A 15321-nucleotide genomic window follows, 5' to 3' on the forward strand; every position below is an offset into this window, starting at 1 on the left:
GCGTTCCCAGCTCTGGTTGGGGGCGTCACAGCGTGCCGAGCCGCCCCTTGGGGACATCAGTAAGGAGCGTTTAGCAGTCTCTTGGCGATGTTCTGAAGGCTTGTTTGCGGCGCTTTCTTGACCGGTATCGAGCCGCGCTGGAACACCACGACACTGTCGTAATAGCTGATGCTGAAGGTGAAGCGAGTCATGAAGGTGGGCGCGATCTGCCCGCGCGAGTGGTCGGCATTCAAGTCATCAATGAAGCTTTTGCTGATGTTGATGAATGTGTTGGGGTTGTCTTTGCCTCCCCCGTATTCTGGCCAGTAAGCGGTGTGCAAGTCCTCAACGATGTAAACGCCGTTTTTAGGCAAGGTCGGGTACAGCAACTCAAAGGTCTGGGTAATGTGGTCCATGCGGTGGCTACCGTCATCCAGCACGATGTCGAATGGACCAAACTCATCGATCAGCTTTTGAAGAAACTCAGGATCTGATTGGTCGCCAATGCGAATGTGGATGCCATCTTCTTCCATGGTCTGGCATTCGGGGTTGATGTCTATCCCCACGATGGTGGCCAATGGACCAAAAAAACGTTTCCACATTTGCAGCGAGCCACCTTTGGACACGCCAATCTCGAGAACCGTTATCGTTTTGTTTCGCCACTCGGTCAGATGTTTTTCGTAGATGGGAAAGTAGTGGGTCCACTTGTGGATAAGGCGATCGTCATTCTTCAAAAAGTCTTGCCAAAGGTTCATGTGATACTCCGTATGACTGATCGCAGCTCTACAACTGATAGGGGGGCGGGGTTACAGGACAGGGTTGGCGTAGACGGCACCTGACCATTCGAAAAATTCTTTTCGGAAGGCTTCGTTTTCTGGCTCGATGATCAGTGCCTGACGAAGAAACTCGATGGCCTCGCTGGTATCGCCGATCTGCTTGGCCAGATGGCCTGCGAGGTGCAGTTTTACCGGGTCAAAGAAGTTAAAGGACAGTGAGATCTTTAGCATGGCCAGGGCCTCGCCAGGGCGGCCAGCCTCCCATGCGCCGAAAAAGTCTCGCGCGAAACTTTCATCGTCCGGCCAGCGCGATTCTGCCAATTGATCATACTTTCGCAGTACGATGGTGTGCCCGTTACCTACCTTGCTGTCGGTTTCTTCAACGCATTCGATGAGCCATTTACCCAAGCGTTGCTGGTTGAGATGGTTAACGACGCGAATCATGCTTTGGAGGGAGAAAACCTGATAATGGTCGCGCCAGGTTTCCGGTGGCATGTCGGACATGCCAAGCTTGCTGTCATGGGCCGCGATCATTTCCTCAAGCGTCGTCAGCCGACGAAAGCGGTCTTCTTGTGCAGCGATGCGTTTGGGAAAAATACAGAAGAATACGCCGAAGTTTTTGAGCACCCGGTCTGATTCAATAAATGCAGCGAAGGTATTAGGGTCGTGCTCGATGACGTGAGAACTGACCAGGTAATCCAGGCTGGCATCAGGTTTGGGAATATTCTGGAAGTCGCCGATCAAGTCGACGGGCGCCATTTCACCGCCTGAGTGATCGATATAGTTGGCTTGATAGCGCTGATAATCGAGCAGGTCGCGCTCAAACAGGTAGGAGGTTCCGTCACTGGGCGACAGATTGGGGCAGTTCGACAAATAAAAAGAGTTGTGTATGGAAGCGCCGAGCTCTAGGCCCTCGCCAACGCAATACTTGTAAGCGAGGTTCATGCCGTGAGTACGAAACATATTGATTCCTTGAGTGACGGAAATTTGAACTCCACGAGCGGTGTGCAGTTTTCATGCCGTTGCCTGGTGCAAGTTTTAAGGCCCTGCGGGCAGCAGGATTGAGGCTGATCCGGGTGCTGGGCGGGCGATGAGTTTTTGATCTCGTAGGTGCTTGAAATTGCTCGCAGTCAGTATCTATGTGTATTTTTGTTGCCGAGCGGTTTGAGCGACGATCAAGGATTGAGAATGAGTAGCAATGTTCTTGTTTTGCCGGCGCAGCCGTTGCTGGGAGTGCATGAGATCGAATGCATCACCCCTGACCTCAATGGCGTACCGCGTGGCAAGGTGATGACCGCCGAGGGCTTTCTCGGCGGACGACGGTTGCAGATGGCGCGGGGCGTGTTGCTGCAATGCATCATGGGTGGCTATCCGCAGGCGAAGTTCTACGGCAGCGATGACGGCGACCTGGCACTGGTCGCTGATCCGCAGCACGTTTATCAGCTGCCCTGGAGTGACGGCGATCGCGCTTTGGCAATCTGTGATGCGCTGGAGCTGGACGGTCAGCCCAGCGGGCTGTCTAGCCGTAACGTGCTCAAGTCGGTGCTGGCTCGTTACACCGGGCAGGGGCTGGCGCCCGTGGTCGCCACTGAGCTGGAGTTCTACGTGTTCGCGCCCAACCCTGATCCACAGCAGCCGTTCCAGCCCCCTGTCGGGCTTGATGGCCGTCGTGAGCAGGGCTTCTCGGCGTTCAGTGTGACGTCCAACAATGGTTTGCGGCCTTTCTTTGCCGAAGTGCGTACCTGCATGGCAGCGCTTGGGTTGCCGCGCGACACGTTCATGCATGAGATGGGCGTCAGCCAGTTCGAGATCAATCTTCTGCACGGTGATCCGCTGTTGCTGGCCGACCAGACCTTCCTGTTCAAGCACCTGCTCAAGGAAGTGGCGCTCAAACATGGCCTGAGCGTGGTCTGCATGGCCAAGCCGCTGGCCCAGGCGGCGGGTAGTTCGATGCACATTCACCAGAGCGTTGTTGATGTTGCCTCGGGGCTTAATCTGTTCAGCGATGCGGACGGTCAGCCAACGGCGGCTTTTCATCACTTTATCGGCGGGCAGCAGGCGTGCATGGCGGACTTCACGGCATTGTTCGCGCCGAACGTCAATTCCTACCAGCGTCTGTTTCATCCCTATGCCTCACCGAACAATGCGTGCTGGTCTCATGACAACCGCGCGGCCGGGTTGCGCATTCCGGCCAGTGGTCCCGAGGCGCGGCGGGTGGAGAATCGCTTGCCCGGTGCTGATGCCAATCCTTATCTGGCGATTGCTGCCAGCCTGGCAGCGGGCTGGCACGGTCTGCAGCATGCCCTGGAGCCGGCGGCGCCGGTCCAGGGCGAAATCGATGTGCCGCCGGCCCTCCGGCTGCCCGTCACCTTGCAGGAGGCGCTGTTGCGGCTTGAGCGCAGCGCCTTGGCCAAGGAACTGTTCGGGCAGGCGTTCATCGAAGGCTTCATTGCCAGCAAGACCCTGGAGCTGACAAGCTTCCTCGATGAAATCACGCCCTGGGAAAGAAGAGTGCTTGGCAGCCAGATCTGAGCGACCAGTATTGTCTTTGGCCGGCAGCCGGATCGAAACCATTCCCGGCTCAAGCCAGTCCTACGGGCACCGCGCTGCGAATGATTGACCATGCCCACACGGGCAACTTTGATAGTCGGGACTACCATGCGCCAAATCTGGAAATCGTTTCGAGCGCTGTACTTCGCTTCACTGATGATGTTGATCGGCTCCGGCCTGCTCAGTACCTACCTGGCCTTGCGCCTGGCGGCCGATCAGGTTGATAGCCTGTGGGTGGGTGGATTGATGGCAGCCAATTACGTCGGCCTGGTGCTGGGCGGCAAGATCGGCCACCGGCTGATCGGCCGGGTCGGCCATATCCGTGCCTATGCCACCTGCGCCGGGATCGTCGGTGCGGCGGTGCTGGGCCATGGCCTGACCGACTGGTTGCCGGCCTGGCTGGGGCTGCGTCTGATTGTCGGCCTTGGCATGATGTGCCAATACATGGTCATCGAGAGCTGGCTCAACGAGCAGGCCAATGCCAGCCAGCGCGGTATTGTCTTTAGCGGCTACATGATCGCTTCCTACCTGGGGCTGGTACTGGGGCAACTGATTCTGGTGGTGCATCCACAGTTGGGCCCTGAGCTGCTGATGCTGGTGGCGATGTGTTTTGCCCTGTGCCTGGTGCCGGTGGCGATGACCCGCAGTATTCACCCTGCACCGTTACACCCGGCGCCGCTGGAGCCGCTGTTTTTCATGAAGCGTGTGCCGCAGTCACTGACCACCGTGCTGGGCGCAGGATTGGGGCTTGGCGCATTCTATGGCCTGGCGCCGGTGTATGCCGCCGGGCACGGGATGCCGACCGAGCAGGTGGGTCTGTTCATGGGCTGCTGCATTCTGGCCGGCTTTATCGTGCAGTGGCCGCTGGGGCTGTTATCGGATCGGTTTGACCGGGCGTTGCTGATTCGCGTCATTGCGGCGCTGCTGGTGCTGTTCAGTCTGCCGTTGGTGGTGTTGGCCGATGTGCCGGTGGAGGTGCTGTTTATCGTGTGCTTCCTGGCCGCACTGATGCAGTTCAGTCTTTATCCTTTGGCGGTCGCTTTCTCCAATGACCACGTTGAGGCTGAACGGCGGGTTTCGCTGACCGCCATGTTGCTGATGACCTATGGCATCGGCGCAAGTATCGGACCATTGCTGGCGGGTGTGCTGATGCGCACCTTTGGCGGCAACATGCTGTATGCCTTCATTTGTGCTGTAGCGGCCTTGCTGGTGCTGTTGATCCGTCCCAAAGCCGTTACCCGCCTGCATGAAGTCGAGAATGCACCTTTGCAGCACGTGGCAATGCCCGACAGCATGGCCAGTTCACCGCTGTCGGTGGCCCTTGACCCTCGGGTCGATGAGCAGGTTGTGCAGGACAAGATGCAGGCTGATTCCGATGCCGAGCCTGAGAGCGGCACTGAGCCTGTAGAAGAGCTTGATGAATCGCAGCGCAAGGCTGCCGACGTGCAGGGCTGAGGTAGATGCAGGAGCGACCTTGGTCGCGAAAGGGCCGGGTCAGGTGCAGAATTTGTAGCGTCTGAGAAACAGCTTTCGCGAGCAAGCTCGTTGCCACTGGAAAATCAACATGCTGGAATCAATGCCGCTCCCGGTATCGGGAGCGGCAGACGATTCAGAAATCGTCGTCCTTGTCGAAGCGGCGCGCTTCGCGTTGCAACTGGTAGACAAAGCGCTCGACCTGGCGTTGTACCAGGCCGCTCATGTTATGGAAGCGTACGCCGGCAAAGGTCGTGTGAAAACGCTCCTCGAAATGCAGATAGCGCAGTTCCACCGGGGCGGTCATGGCGCCGAACGGAAGCTTGGCGATAAACCGCTCATAGACCTGGCCCAATTGCATGCGGTCGGAAATGTCACCTTCGAAGCGCAGCTTGCAACCGGTAGCGGAAATATCCAGCAGTTTGCCAACCAGAGGTGACTTGAGCTTGTCGCCGCCGATTTCGATATCGACCAGATGCGACAGCTTCAGCGCAGCGCGAAACGCATTGCGGCGCTGGTGATAGACCACTTCATCAGGCAGCGGAGTGCGATAGAAGCGTGCCTCGGGTGTGTCAATCAGGGTTGCGGGTGCGGTGGATTCCCAGGCGATACGTACGCCGTCATGAAAGCCTTCGACGCGAAAGGATTCACCATTGGTCAAAAAACGTTCGCCGTCGCGCGGGATCATTTCGTCCAGGCCGATGGTCCCGGTGTCGCGGTCAACCTCGACCAGGTAGCTCTGGAAGCGCTGGGCACGGTCATGGAAGGTAATGATCAGTGGATCGTGACTTTCCATCAGCAACCGCAGGTTGGAGGCAATTTCCAAAGGCGTATTGAGAACCTTTGGGGGTTGCGGAGCATCATCCGCGGCTAAACCATTCACGTTTAAGCATCTCCAGGCAAAAAACTACGGCAACGCTGAATAAGAGCATTCTGCCATCACGCAGGGCGACTTGAATAGCAAGTTACGCCTGACTGAGTGGGCGAGGCCGGGCTCTTCCAGCGGTCGAACCGCGGTTATCGTACAGCGTCGGTGTGTCGCCGCCGTTCAGGATGCGCAATTGATGAGCGGTTGTCATCTGTTGCAACTGAATGAGTTTGCCGTTCTGCTCGTTGAGTGCCTGGCAATCGGAAATCAGACTGGCCAGCTCATCGCCTGCCTGCAGCAACTGCTCGCCTACCGCAGACTGGCTGGCCAGCTCTTCGAGACCGGCCCGGTTGGTCGGCAAGCCGAGGCCAGCCAGCACCTGGCTACGCCTGCGCCCATGCTGCTCCAACTGGACGACCAGTGCCTGCTTCTTCGCCAGCACCTGCTCCATCTCGGTCATGTCCCGGCCGTGCAGTACCAGCGACTCTGCCTGGAGCAGATCGAGCAACTGGCGTGTCGGGGCCATATCATCCGTAATCATCTGCAGTAACGTTGTGTCTTGCATCGCATGCTCTGGTTTTTCAAGCGTCCGGAGGATGCCTCGGCTTTAGCTCAAGGCCTCGAAGTTGAGCAGTTTGCTGGCCAGACGGTTGCTGTCCACGGTGTAGCTGCTGTCTGCAATCGCCTGTTTGAGCTCGGCAACGCGAGCGCTGTTGACGGTTGGCAGGTCGCGCAGTTTGTCAGTGATACCTTGCAACTGTTGAGCCTCGCTGCTCAGGTGAACGGATTCACCTGCATTTTTTACATTGGCACTATCACCGATCGTAGCAGGTACGTCGGTTTTGCCGGCTTCTCGGCTGTTGCCGGTGCGTGATGCACCGCCAAGTGGTTGTGAATTACCTAGTCGACTGAAATCTATGGGCATGATCGTAAACCTCTGGGTGTTCTGGACGCTTGCCTTGTTTTCGGCCACCCAGGAAAAAACTTTAGGCACATTATGGCAATGCACGAATGCAGGAGCTGAAAAGTCGCCCCTGGCTATTCGGACCTGCCTGGCAGTCTAGAAAAAACCGCTGCCGCGCACCAGTATCAGATGCCTCTCGTTGCCTCTCACATGGCCACTTCCACCTGTCCCGGGGCGGTAATCTGGGCCTTGATGACCTTGTTTGAATTAAGGTTGCGGACCCGGATCTGCTCGTTGAAGCCGCCATCGGACAGCGCCTCGCCGGGCATGCGCACTGCCAGGCTGCTGCTGCGAGCGATGATCACTACATGGTCGCCTTTGCGTACCATAGCCGGTTGCTCGAGAAAGTTCGGTGACAGCACTTGGTCGACGACCGCTGGTCGGACCAGCTTCTGGCCAATTGCCTGGTCCAGGCTGGTCATATAGCTCAGACCCAGTGAGCTGATATCGCGCTCGCGCAGCGTCACGTCCATCTCGCTGATGACGGTGTCACGTTTGAGCGGGCGGGTAGTGGTGATGACCTCGCGGTACAGGTTGACCTGGGCCGGCACAAACACGGTCCAGGGCGCAGACCCCTCGCAGCGGACTCGCACTGATATCCGACCCACCGGGCGCGGGCTCTCCAGGCTCGCTGTCAAATCCTTGTCGCAAAACGCCATGCGCATGCGCGGGTCCAGGGAGCGGACCTGAATTTCATGGCGACCCTGAATCTGATTGGTCGTTAAATACTCTTGAACTGTGTACTCAAGAAACCCCTCGGTGACGCCGATAAGCTGTTCAGGCAGAGTAAAACTCTGTGCATTGCCCGGTGTTGTTGCGCAAAAAAGACTCAGCATGACGATTGCACCCAGCAGTCGGCGGGTTTCTAATGCGGCGTGTCGAAAAATTGTCGTCTTGGCATTCATGACGTATAAAAAGCAAGGCCCGTGCCGCTTACCAAACCTGGTACGTGGTGAACGATGGCAGAGGTAAGGGGGTCAGGGCATGGCGGGAGTTATGGATTCGGTAAACCAGCGCACGCAGCTGGTTGGTCAGAATCGCCTGGAGTTGCTGCTGTTTCGTCTGCAGGGCAAGCAGCTCTACGGGATCAACGTATTCAAGGTCAAAGAAGTGCTGCAATGCCCCAAGCTCACCATCATGCCGAAGTCGAGCAGGATCGTGCGGGGCGTGGCGAATATTCGCGGCGGTACCATTCCGATCATGGACCTGGCCATGGCCACCGGTTCGGCGGGGATGATTTCGCTCGAAAACTCCTTTGTCATCATTACTGAATACAACACCAAGGTTCAGGGTTTTCTGGTGCACTCGGTCGAGCGCATCGTCAACATGAACTGGGAAGAGATTCATCCGCCACCCAAGGGCACCGGCCGCGATCATTACCTGACGGCAGTGACGCGGGTGGACAATCAGCTGGTGGAAATCATCGACGTCGAGAAGATTCTTGCGGAGGTGGCGCCGATCAGCGAGTCGGTGTCGTCGGGTGTGATCGATGAAGAGATTCATCACAAGGCCGTTTCGCTGCGGGTATTGACGGTCGACGACTCGTCGGTGGCGCGCAAGCAGGTCAGTCGCTGCCTCGAAACCGTAGGTGTCGAGGTTGTGGCACTCAACGACGGGCGTCAGGCGCTGGACTACCTGCAGGCGATGCTGGCCGAGGGCAAGAACCCCGAAGAAGAATTCCTGATGATGATCTCCGACATTGAAATGCCGGAGATGGATGGCTATACCTTGACAGCAGCGATCCGCAGCGATCCGCGGTTGAAGAATCTGCACATCACTTTGCACACCTCGTTGTCTGGGGTGTTCAACCAGGCGATGGTCAAGAAGGTCGGCGCCGACGATTTCCTGGCGAAATTCCGGCCTGACGATCTGGCGGCCCGAGTGGTTGCCAGGATCAAGGCAGCAGACCACAGCTAGGGATGTGTCCCTGGTCGATTACATGATTTGAGAGGCGGCACCTTTGTCTACGGGTAATTTGGATTTTGAGCAGTTCCGGGTCTTTCTGGAAAAAGCCTGTGGCATCTTGCTGGGGGAGAACAAGCAATATCTGGTGTCCAGCCGTCTCAACAAGCTGTTGGAGCAGCAGGGCATCAAATCTCTCAGTGAGCTGGTGCAGCGGATCCAGAGCCAGCCGCGCAGTGGTCTGCGTGAGCAGGTGATCGACGCGATGACGACCAACGAAACCCTGTGGTTTCGTGATACCTATCCGTTCGAGGTTCTGAAAAACAAGGTGCTACCCGAGCAGATCAAGGCCAGCCCCGGCCAGCGTCTGCGTATCTGGTCGGCGGCCTGTTCTTCGGGGCAGGAGCCGTTCTCGCTGTCGATGTCGATTGATGAGTTCGAGCGTAGCAATCCTGGCCAGCTCAAGTCGGGGGTGCAGATCGTGGCGACCGATTTGTCCGGTGCAATGCTCAATAACTGTAAAAGCGGTGAGTACGACAGCCTGGCCATTGGTCGTGGTTTGTCGCCAGACCGCTTGCAGCGTTACTTTGATGTCAAGGGGCCGGCACGCTGGGCGGTCAAGGCGCCGATCAAGAACCGGGTGGAGTTTCGCCCGTTCAATCTGCTCGACAGCTATGCCAGCCTGGGCAAATTCGACATCGTGTTCTGTCGCAACGTGCTGATCTACTTCTCAGCCGAGGTGAAGAAGGACATCCTGTTACGCATTCATGGCACGCTCAAGCCGGGCGGCTACCTGTTCCTGGGGGCCTCCGAGGCGCTGAACGGTTTGCCGGATCATTATCAAATGGTCCAGTGCAGCCCGGGGATCATCTACAAAGCCAAGTAGGAGCGGTAGGATCGGTAGGATCGGTAGGATCGGTAGGAGCGACTTTAGTCGCGAATACAGCGAATACAGTCAGCCATCTGCGGGAGCGACGCCCATCCATAACAGGACCGGGCGCCGCTCCCGCAGCCGTTTTGGCTCTTGCTAACGAAAGCGCCGCGCTGAACGGTTGTCGCCTGCCGATACTGGCAAAAAAACGGCACCTTGTTTGCCGTATGGCCCGCCTGGAGAGGAAAACTCTTGCCGCTTTTCTGGCAGCGACTTCTGCCCAAGGGCTCCGGCCCCCGGTAAATATGGCTTTTGAGGAACTGGCACGCAGCTTGCTTTCTCAGAGCTACGAACATCAGGTCAACCGGTAAAGGTTTCCCGACATGAGCATCAGCTTCGATAAAGCACTGGGTATCCACGAGAAGGCACTGAACTTCCGTGCGCAGCGCGCCGAGGTGTTGGCCAACAACATCTCCAACGCCGATACCCCTAACTACAAGGCGCGTGACCTGGAGTTTTCTGCGGTGCTGGCTGCCGAGAGCGAGAAGGCCAGCAAGGGCCAGTTCGCGATGAATACCACCAATGGTCGCCATATCGCAGCGCAAGGGGCTGGCAGTGATCTGGAGGGCGTGTTGATGTACCGCACCGCCACTCAGCCTTCGCTGGACCAGAACACCGTCGATGCTCAGGTCGAACAGGCCAGCTACACCGAGAACTCCATGAGTTTCCAGGCCAGCTTTACGCTGCTCAACAGCAAGTTCAAGGGCCTGGTCTCGGCCCTTCGCGGAGAGTAATCCATGTCGCTGACCAATGTGTTCAACATTGCCGGTAGTGCCATGAGTGCCCAGACCACACGTCTGAACACCACGGCCAGTAACATCGCCAACGCCGAAACCGTCTCTTCGAGCATGGATCAGACCTACCGCGCCCGTCACCCGGTGTTTGCCACCGTGCTGCAGGGTCAGCAGTCGGTGTCTGGTGGTTCGCTGTTCCAGGATCAGGGCCAGGCCGGCCAAGGTGTGCAAGTCGCCGGGATTATCGAGGACAGCTCCAATCTGGAAGCGCGTTACGAGCCTGATCATCCTTCGTCTGACGAGAATGGCTACGTTTACTACCCCAACGTCAACGTCGTCGAAGAAATGGCCAACATGATTTCCGCCAGCCGGTCTTTCCAGACCAACGTCGAGATCATGAACACCGCTAAAACCATGATGCAGAAAGTGCTGACGCTGGGTCAGTGACGGAGAGATGAAACATGGCCGTTGAAAACGACGTATCCGCGAAATTCGTCAATTCGTTGCAGAATCCGACCTCCACCAAGGTCGAGCAGAAAACCGGCACCAGCGCGCTGGGCAAAGACGCGTTCCTGCAACTGCTTGTGACCCAGATGAAGAACCAGAACCCTCTGGATCCTCAGGACAACACCCAGTTCGTGTCGCAGCTTGCGCAGTTCAGTAGCCTGGAAAGCATGCAGAACCTGACCTCGTCGGTGGATGCGATTGCTACCACCTACAAGTCTTCGCAGGCGCTGCAGGCGTCTTCGCTGGTCGGTCGCTCAGTGATGGTTGATGCGGGCAGTGTCTATGTGGAGGCGGGCAAGGGGCTGACCGGTTCTGTGGTTCTGCCAGCATCGAGCACTTCAACCAAGATCAGTGTGTACGACGCCGAAAAGAATCTGGTCGATACCATTGATATGGGGTCGAAGTCTGCCGGTACGCAGAGCTTTACGTGGGATGGTCTCAAGGACGACGGTACTGCATTCCCTGCAGGCACTTATACCTTTAGTGCCAATGCCTCGATCAATGGCGAGGGTACGGCATTGACGACTTACCTGCCGGCCACTGTCAGCAGCGTGAAGATGTCGTCCACTGGCGCCGACATGACCCTTAACCTGGCGGGCGGTAGCAGTATCGCGTTGTCCAAAGTACAGACAATCGGATTGTAAGAGCCGACCAAGCGGCGAGGAGTGGTAAATGTCATTCAATATCGGCCTTAGTGGGCTCTATGCGGCGAACAAGAATCTCGATGTCACCGGCAACAACATTGCCAACGTGGCAACGACCGGTTTCAAGGGGTCGCGTGTCGAGTTTGGCGATCAATATGCGCAGTCGATTCGTGGTACCTCCGGCAACGTCAATACCGGCAGTGGGGTAGCGGTCAACTCCGTGTCCCAGCAGTTCCAGCAGGGCAACCTGACTACCGGGACCGGTAACAGTCTGGATCTGGCTATTAACGGTAATGGTTTCTTCCAGCTCAGCAATAGCGGTGAGAAACTCTATACTCGTGCCGGCGCATTCCATACTGATAAAGACGGCTATGTGATCAACAGTGAAGGGATGAACCTGCAGGGTTACAACGTTGACGGCAACGGTAATGTTGTAGTGGGTACGCTGGCGAACCTGCGGGTCGATTCTTCGAACCTGGCGCCGAGTACGACCAGTATGATCACCAACGTGGCCAACCTGAACTCCACGACTACGACACCGAGCATCACGACGTTCGACCCAACGGACACCAAGAGTTATAACCTCAAGTACGATACGCCTATCTACGACTCGCAAGGTAACGCTCACAAGCTGGAGAGTTACTTTGTCAAGACTGGGGTAAACTCCTGGTCGATGTACACCTTGGTTGATGGACAAAACATTTCGCCGGCTGACCCGACTGCTCCGGTCGATGCTCAGTTGGACCGAGTGGACTTCAAATTTGACTCGGCGGGTAATCTGTCATTGCCGCGTACTGCGACCGGTGATGTGGATGCCGCTGATCCAAATGCTCCGCAGCCTGTCAGCGGTAGCAAGGTCACCCTCAATGCTGATGGTACCTTTCAGGTCGCTGACTGGAAGCCGTTGATCCAGACCGGTACTGCCGCCAACCCGGTATGGGCTGAAAACGGCGCCACGGGTTCGGCGACCGGGATCAAGCTGGACATGACCGGTATCAGCCAGACGGCGTCGGTTTCCGGTCTGATTACCCAGAGCCAGAACGGCTACGCTACTGGCCAGATCAGTGCCATGAGCGTTGACTCGACAGGTAATCTGTTCGCCACCTACACCAACGGCCAGTCGAAGGTTATTGGTCAGGTGTCGCTGACCAGCTTTGCCAACGTGCAAGGTCTGGCCTCGGCCGGGGGCACCAATTGGCGTGAAACATTTGCCTCTGGCGTACCGGTCAGCGGTCCGCCGGAAACCGGTACCCTGGGTTATATCACCGGTCAGGCGCTTGAGGAGTCGAACGTCGACCTGACTGCCGAACTGGTCAACCTGATCAAGGCGCAGAGTAACTATCAGGCCAACGCCAAGACGATCTCCACTCAAAGCACGATCCTGCAAACGACTATCCAGATGGTTGGCTAATCGGCCTGTTCAAAAAACCCTGCTCCGGCAGGGTTTTTTGCGTTTAAGTGCAGCTGTTTTGCTGTAAGGCTGTTGTTGGGGAGTATGCGCTTCTCTGAGGGTTGTTCAATGAGCTCGTCTGGCTTTTATGGACGACTTCAATATTTTAATTAATCCAGAACTTTCCCACTCGATACCCGGAAACTTCCGATTCTGATCAATGCAAGACTCGAAACTACAGTCTGGTCTCGCCATTGTGAATGCAGTCCAGCTGGCTGTTTTATCACTCATTGAGCAGAGCGCCATCTGGCGTCCGGGAGTTTTCATGACATTTAATGTGGCCATGAGTGGCCTGCGTGCGGCTCACAAGCGGCTGGAAGTGGCGGGTAACAATATTGCCAACGTGGGCACGGTAGGCTTCAAATCTTCGCGTGCGGAATTTTCAGCGCTTTATTCCTCATCTCAGTTGGGCAGCAGTGTGCATAACATTGGTGATGGTGTGCGCCTGGCCGATGTCGCGCAGAACTTCAACGCCGGTGACGCGATGAGCAGCGATGGCGCGCCATTGGATATGCGTATTCAAGGCAGCGGTTTCTTTGTGGTCAGTGAGCGGGGTGCGTTGGGTTATACCCGTGCGGGCGCTTTTCATAAGGATGCTGAGGACTTTATTGTCGACAGTGCCGGTAATCGTCTGCAGGGGTACGGGGTGGATGACGATGGGCGGGTGCTGGTCGGCATGCGCACTGATTTGAAAATCGATACTTCGGTGATGCAGGCACGGGCAACCCGTGAGCTTGAGCAGGCGGTGAATCTGAGTTCAGCCATGCCATCGCTGGCCGCATTGCGCGAGTTCAATCCGGCCGAACCGGGCAGTTACACCCGGGTCATGACCCGAACCGTACGCGACGCAGGTATTGCTGAAGTGGTCGAAATGGTCGATGCCAGCGGAGTGGTTACCCGGCCGGGCGTCCCAGCGGTGGCGCCAGAGGATCATGAGTTCAGGCAGTATCTGGTCAAGACTGATGCGGATCGCTGGACGTTGTATGTCACCGTGGATGGGCGCAACCCACTGGACGCCGGCTCTGACAAACCCTTGCAGTGGTCGCTGCAGAAGCGGCCTGATGGCTCGGTGGTGCTTACTGGTGGTAGTGAGCACATCAAGAAGGTGTCCGATGCAGAGTTTTCCTTGAGTGGCTGGCAGCCGGCTCGGCAAGTCAATGGGCAGTGGCTGGCCAGTGCCGCGGGGTCGGCAGGCCCTTTGGCCCTGCCTTTGATGGAAGGGGGTGATCACGCGCTGAGTGATGCCGATCCGTTGCTGGAGCGCCCGGTGCCAGTGTTCAGGCCAGCGGATCTGGGGTCGTTCAACAAGACTTTTTCCAGCACCCTCCACGATTCATTGGGTAATCCACATGAGTTGCAGCAGTATTTCGTCAAGGACGGCACCAATAGCTGGAAGATGCACGTGCTGGTCAATGGTCGTAACCCGGCTGATCCGCAAAGTGCTGAGCCAGTGACCGCCAGTCTGTTGTTCAATGCCAACGGCACGCTGGCCAGTGTCACAGGGGCTGCTGGTCTCGATCTGGATCGGGGTGCCCTGGTGCTCAAACATTGGTTGCCGGCGCGGCTCAGTGATGCGTCCGGGCGTGGCTGGGTCGCCAACGGCGCAGCAGCGCATCCTGACGGCGTGCGGATTCAGGTGGATCGCCTGACCCAGCACAACGCTGACACCGCATTGCTTGCCAGTCGTCCCGACGGTCACGCGCCGGGGATGCTGGCCGGAATCGGGATCGGGCGTGATGGTGTATTAAGTGCGGCTTACACCAACGGGCTGCATCGGGCGATTGGTCAGGTCATGCTGGCGCGGTTCGCCAATGAACAAGGCTTGTTGCCGGTCAGTGATACGCGCTGGAGTGCAGCCCAGGCTTCGGGTGCGGCGATGTTTGGTGTGCCGGGAGGGGCAGGAGCCGGAGGTATTGTCGCTCAATCTCTGGAGGCTTCGAATGTTGAGCTGTCGGCGGAGCTGATAGAGCTGGTTCAGGCGCAGACGGCGTTTCAGGCCAATTCCAAGGCAATCTCAACGCAGACCACGGTGTTGCAGACTTTGATCCAGTCAACCTGAGGGTCAGATCGAGCAGTCTGATTTCACATAAAAACCGTTCAGGCGTGTCCAGCCCCAGCCGGGGCTGGTCTGGGCGCAGATCACGCGGTCGGCACCTTGCCATTTGTAGTAGCGCGCTGGTGCGGCCTGGCTTGGGGCGATGCTGCTCAGCAGAGTCAGGCCCAGCAGGCTGGCGGTCAACAGGCGCAGCCCGGGTTTGATTCGCATGGTGATCACTACTTCATGCTCGGGGTGGGGTTTTGTCACGATAAAACACCTTGCTGCGATTGGCAAAGCTGTGCGGCGCAGTTTTTTGGCGGTCAGTGCCGGGTTGTTGGCCGCCAGCGGCAGTCCTTCGCCGCTTTGGCAAATGAGTGCCTGCCAGCCCGCAAGCGAGGTGCCCGTCAGTGCTGGGGATCAGCGCTTTTGCATCGCTAATGACAAGTTGGTGCAAAAATTGCTTCGCTTGCATCAGTACAGCTACAGACGGCAAGCGTCTGTCGGA

General features: G+C 57.3%; 16 protein-coding genes. 9 read left to right on the plus strand and 7 right to left on the minus strand.

The features are described from left to right. Positions 1-56: 56 nt before the first annotated feature. Both NJC40_RS14835 and NJC40_RS14840 read right to left on the minus strand, forming a co-directional pair. On the minus strand, positions 57-734 hold the full coding sequence (locus NJC40_RS14835) for a class I SAM-dependent methyltransferase (RefSeq protein WP_253140103.1): 678 nt from the start codon (positions 732-734) through the stop codon (positions 57-59). A 51-nt stretch (positions 735-785) separates the two neighbouring features. Further along, positions 786-1718 carry a methyltransferase domain-containing protein gene (locus NJC40_RS14840; protein WP_253140104.1) on the minus strand — a complete coding sequence of 311 codons (933 nt, stop codon included), beginning with the start codon at positions 1716-1718 and terminating at the stop codon, positions 786-788. 327 nt (positions 1719-2045) lie between these two features. Here NJC40_RS14840 and NJC40_RS14845 point away from each other — a divergent pair, with 327 nt between their 5' ends. Next, positions 2046-3287, plus strand: coding sequence for a glutamine synthetase family protein (locus NJC40_RS14845; protein ID WP_253140221.1), 1242 nt, complete (start codon positions 2046-2048; stop codon positions 3285-3287). A gap of 126 nt (positions 3288-3413) precedes the next feature. Then, on the plus strand, positions 3414-4760 hold the full coding sequence (locus tag NJC40_RS14850) for an MFS transporter (RefSeq protein ID WP_253140105.1): 1347 nt from the start codon (positions 3414-3416) through the stop codon (positions 4758-4760). Between the two features lie 154 nt (positions 4761-4914). Here NJC40_RS14850 and NJC40_RS14855 read toward each other — a convergent pair whose 3' ends face one another. From NJC40_RS14855 to flgA, 4 genes are all read right to left on the minus strand, one after another. Continuing rightward, entirely contained in the window at positions 4915-5661 is a 747-nt protein-coding gene (locus NJC40_RS14855) for a flagellar brake protein (protein WP_144403273.1), read from the minus strand. An 82-nt stretch (positions 5662-5743) separates the two neighbouring features. Continuing rightward, positions 5744-6211 (minus strand): flagella synthesis protein FlgN, encoded by a 468-nt coding sequence (locus tag NJC40_RS14860; RefSeq protein WP_045489345.1) that lies wholly within the window; start codon positions 6209-6211, stop codon positions 5744-5746. 42 nt (positions 6212-6253) lie between these two features. Then, complete coding sequence (gene flgM / locus NJC40_RS14865; protein WP_253140222.1) at positions 6254-6571, minus strand: flagellar biosynthesis anti-sigma factor FlgM; 318 nt, start codon at positions 6569-6571, stop codon at positions 6254-6256. Between the two features lie 185 nt (positions 6572-6756). Next, a complete protein-coding gene (gene flgA, locus NJC40_RS14870) occupies positions 6757-7515 on the minus strand; it encodes a flagellar basal body P-ring formation chaperone FlgA (RefSeq protein ID WP_045489349.1) in 759 nt (252 codons plus the stop codon). 79 nt (positions 7516-7594) lie between these two features. On the opposite strand from flgA, the gene NJC40_RS14875 reads away from it, so the two are divergent. The 7 genes from NJC40_RS14875 (at position 7595) to NJC40_RS14905 (ending at position 14837) form a co-directional block, all read left to right on the plus strand. Then, positions 7595-8527 (plus strand): chemotaxis protein CheV, encoded by a 933-nt coding sequence (locus NJC40_RS14875; RefSeq protein ID WP_045489350.1) that lies wholly within the window; start codon positions 7595-7597, stop codon positions 8525-8527. Between the two features lie 43 nt (positions 8528-8570). After that, a complete protein-coding gene (gene cheR, locus NJC40_RS14880) occupies positions 8571-9398 on the plus strand; it encodes a protein-glutamate O-methyltransferase CheR (RefSeq protein WP_253140106.1) in 828 nt (275 codons plus the stop codon). Between the two features lie 368 nt (positions 9399-9766). Next, positions 9767-10177: a flagellar basal body rod protein FlgB gene (gene flgB, locus NJC40_RS14885; RefSeq protein ID WP_045489352.1), complete on the plus strand. Its 411-nt coding sequence runs from the start codon at positions 9767-9769 to the stop codon at positions 10175-10177. 3 nt (positions 10178-10180) lie between these two features. Continuing rightward, on the plus strand, positions 10181-10624 hold the full coding sequence (flgC, locus tag NJC40_RS14890; protein WP_045489353.1) for a flagellar basal body rod protein FlgC: 444 nt from the start codon (positions 10181-10183) through the stop codon (positions 10622-10624). 14 nt (positions 10625-10638) lie between these two features. After that, on the plus strand, positions 10639-11328 hold the full coding sequence (locus NJC40_RS14895; RefSeq protein ID WP_253140107.1) for a flagellar hook assembly protein FlgD: 690 nt from the start codon (positions 10639-10641) through the stop codon (positions 11326-11328). A 28-nt stretch (positions 11329-11356) separates the two neighbouring features. After that, positions 11357-12739: a flagellar hook protein FlgE gene (gene flgE, locus NJC40_RS14900; protein ID WP_253140108.1), complete on the plus strand. Its 1383-nt coding sequence runs from the start codon at positions 11357-11359 to the stop codon at positions 12737-12739. A gap of 304 nt (positions 12740-13043) precedes the next feature. Continuing rightward, positions 13044-14837: a flagellar hook protein FlgE gene (locus NJC40_RS14905; protein WP_253140109.1), complete on the plus strand. Its 1794-nt coding sequence runs from the start codon at positions 13044-13046 to the stop codon at positions 14835-14837. A gap of 3 nt (positions 14838-14840) precedes the next feature. On the opposite strand, the gene NJC40_RS14910 is transcribed toward NJC40_RS14905, so the two are convergent. Next, positions 14841-15044: a hypothetical protein gene (locus NJC40_RS14910; protein ID WP_253140223.1), complete on the minus strand. Its 204-nt coding sequence runs from the start codon at positions 15042-15044 to the stop codon at positions 14841-14843. Positions 15045-15321: the final 277 nt, after the last annotated feature.

Origin of the sequence: Pseudomonas sp. 21LCFQ02 (assembly GCF_024129895.2) — a bacterium.
Classification (GTDB): Bacteria; Pseudomonadota; Gammaproteobacteria; order Pseudomonadales; family Pseudomonadaceae; genus Aquipseudomonas.

Excerpts from the sequence above, each read along its gene's own strand:
- NJC40_RS14835 (WP_253140103.1), bottom strand. The coding sequence starts at position 734 with ATGAACCTTTGGCAAGACTTTTTGAAGAATGACGATCGCCTTATCCAC.
- NJC40_RS14840 (WP_253140104.1), bottom strand. The coding sequence starts at position 1,718 with ATGTTTCGTACTCACGGCATGAACCTCGCTTACAAGTATTGCGTTGGC.
- NJC40_RS14845 (WP_253140221.1), top strand. The coding sequence starts at position 2,046 with ATGACCGCCGAGGGCTTTCTCGGCGGACGACGGTTGCAGATGGCGCGG.
- NJC40_RS14850 (WP_253140105.1), top strand. The coding sequence starts at position 3,414 with ATGCGCCAAATCTGGAAATCGTTTCGAGCGCTGTACTTCGCTTCACTG.
- NJC40_RS14860 (WP_045489345.1), bottom strand. The coding sequence starts at position 6,211 with ATGCAAGACACAACGTTACTGCAGATGATTACGGATGATATGGCCCCG.
- flgM (WP_253140222.1), bottom strand. The coding sequence starts at position 6,571 with ATGCCCATAGATTTCAGTCGACTAGGTAATTCACAACCACTTGGCGGT.
- flgA (WP_045489349.1), bottom strand. The coding sequence starts at position 7,515 with ATGAATGCCAAGACGACAATTTTTCGACACGCCGCATTAGAAACCCGC.
- NJC40_RS14875 (WP_045489350.1), top strand. The coding sequence starts at position 7,595 with ATGGCGGGAGTTATGGATTCGGTAAACCAGCGCACGCAGCTGGTTGGT.
- flgB (WP_045489352.1), top strand. The coding sequence starts at position 9,767 with ATGAGCATCAGCTTCGATAAAGCACTGGGTATCCACGAGAAGGCACTG.
- flgC (WP_045489353.1), top strand. The coding sequence starts at position 10,181 with ATGTCGCTGACCAATGTGTTCAACATTGCCGGTAGTGCCATGAGTGCC.
- NJC40_RS14895 (WP_253140107.1), top strand. The coding sequence starts at position 10,639 with ATGGCCGTTGAAAACGACGTATCCGCGAAATTCGTCAATTCGTTGCAG.
- flgE (WP_253140108.1), top strand. The coding sequence starts at position 11,357 with ATGTCATTCAATATCGGCCTTAGTGGGCTCTATGCGGCGAACAAGAAT.
- NJC40_RS14905 (WP_253140109.1), top strand. The coding sequence starts at position 13,044 with ATGACATTTAATGTGGCCATGAGTGGCCTGCGTGCGGCTCACAAGCGG.
- NJC40_RS14910 (WP_253140223.1), bottom strand. The coding sequence starts at position 15,044 with ATGCGAATCAAACCCGGGCTGCGCCTGTTGACCGCCAGCCTGCTGGGC.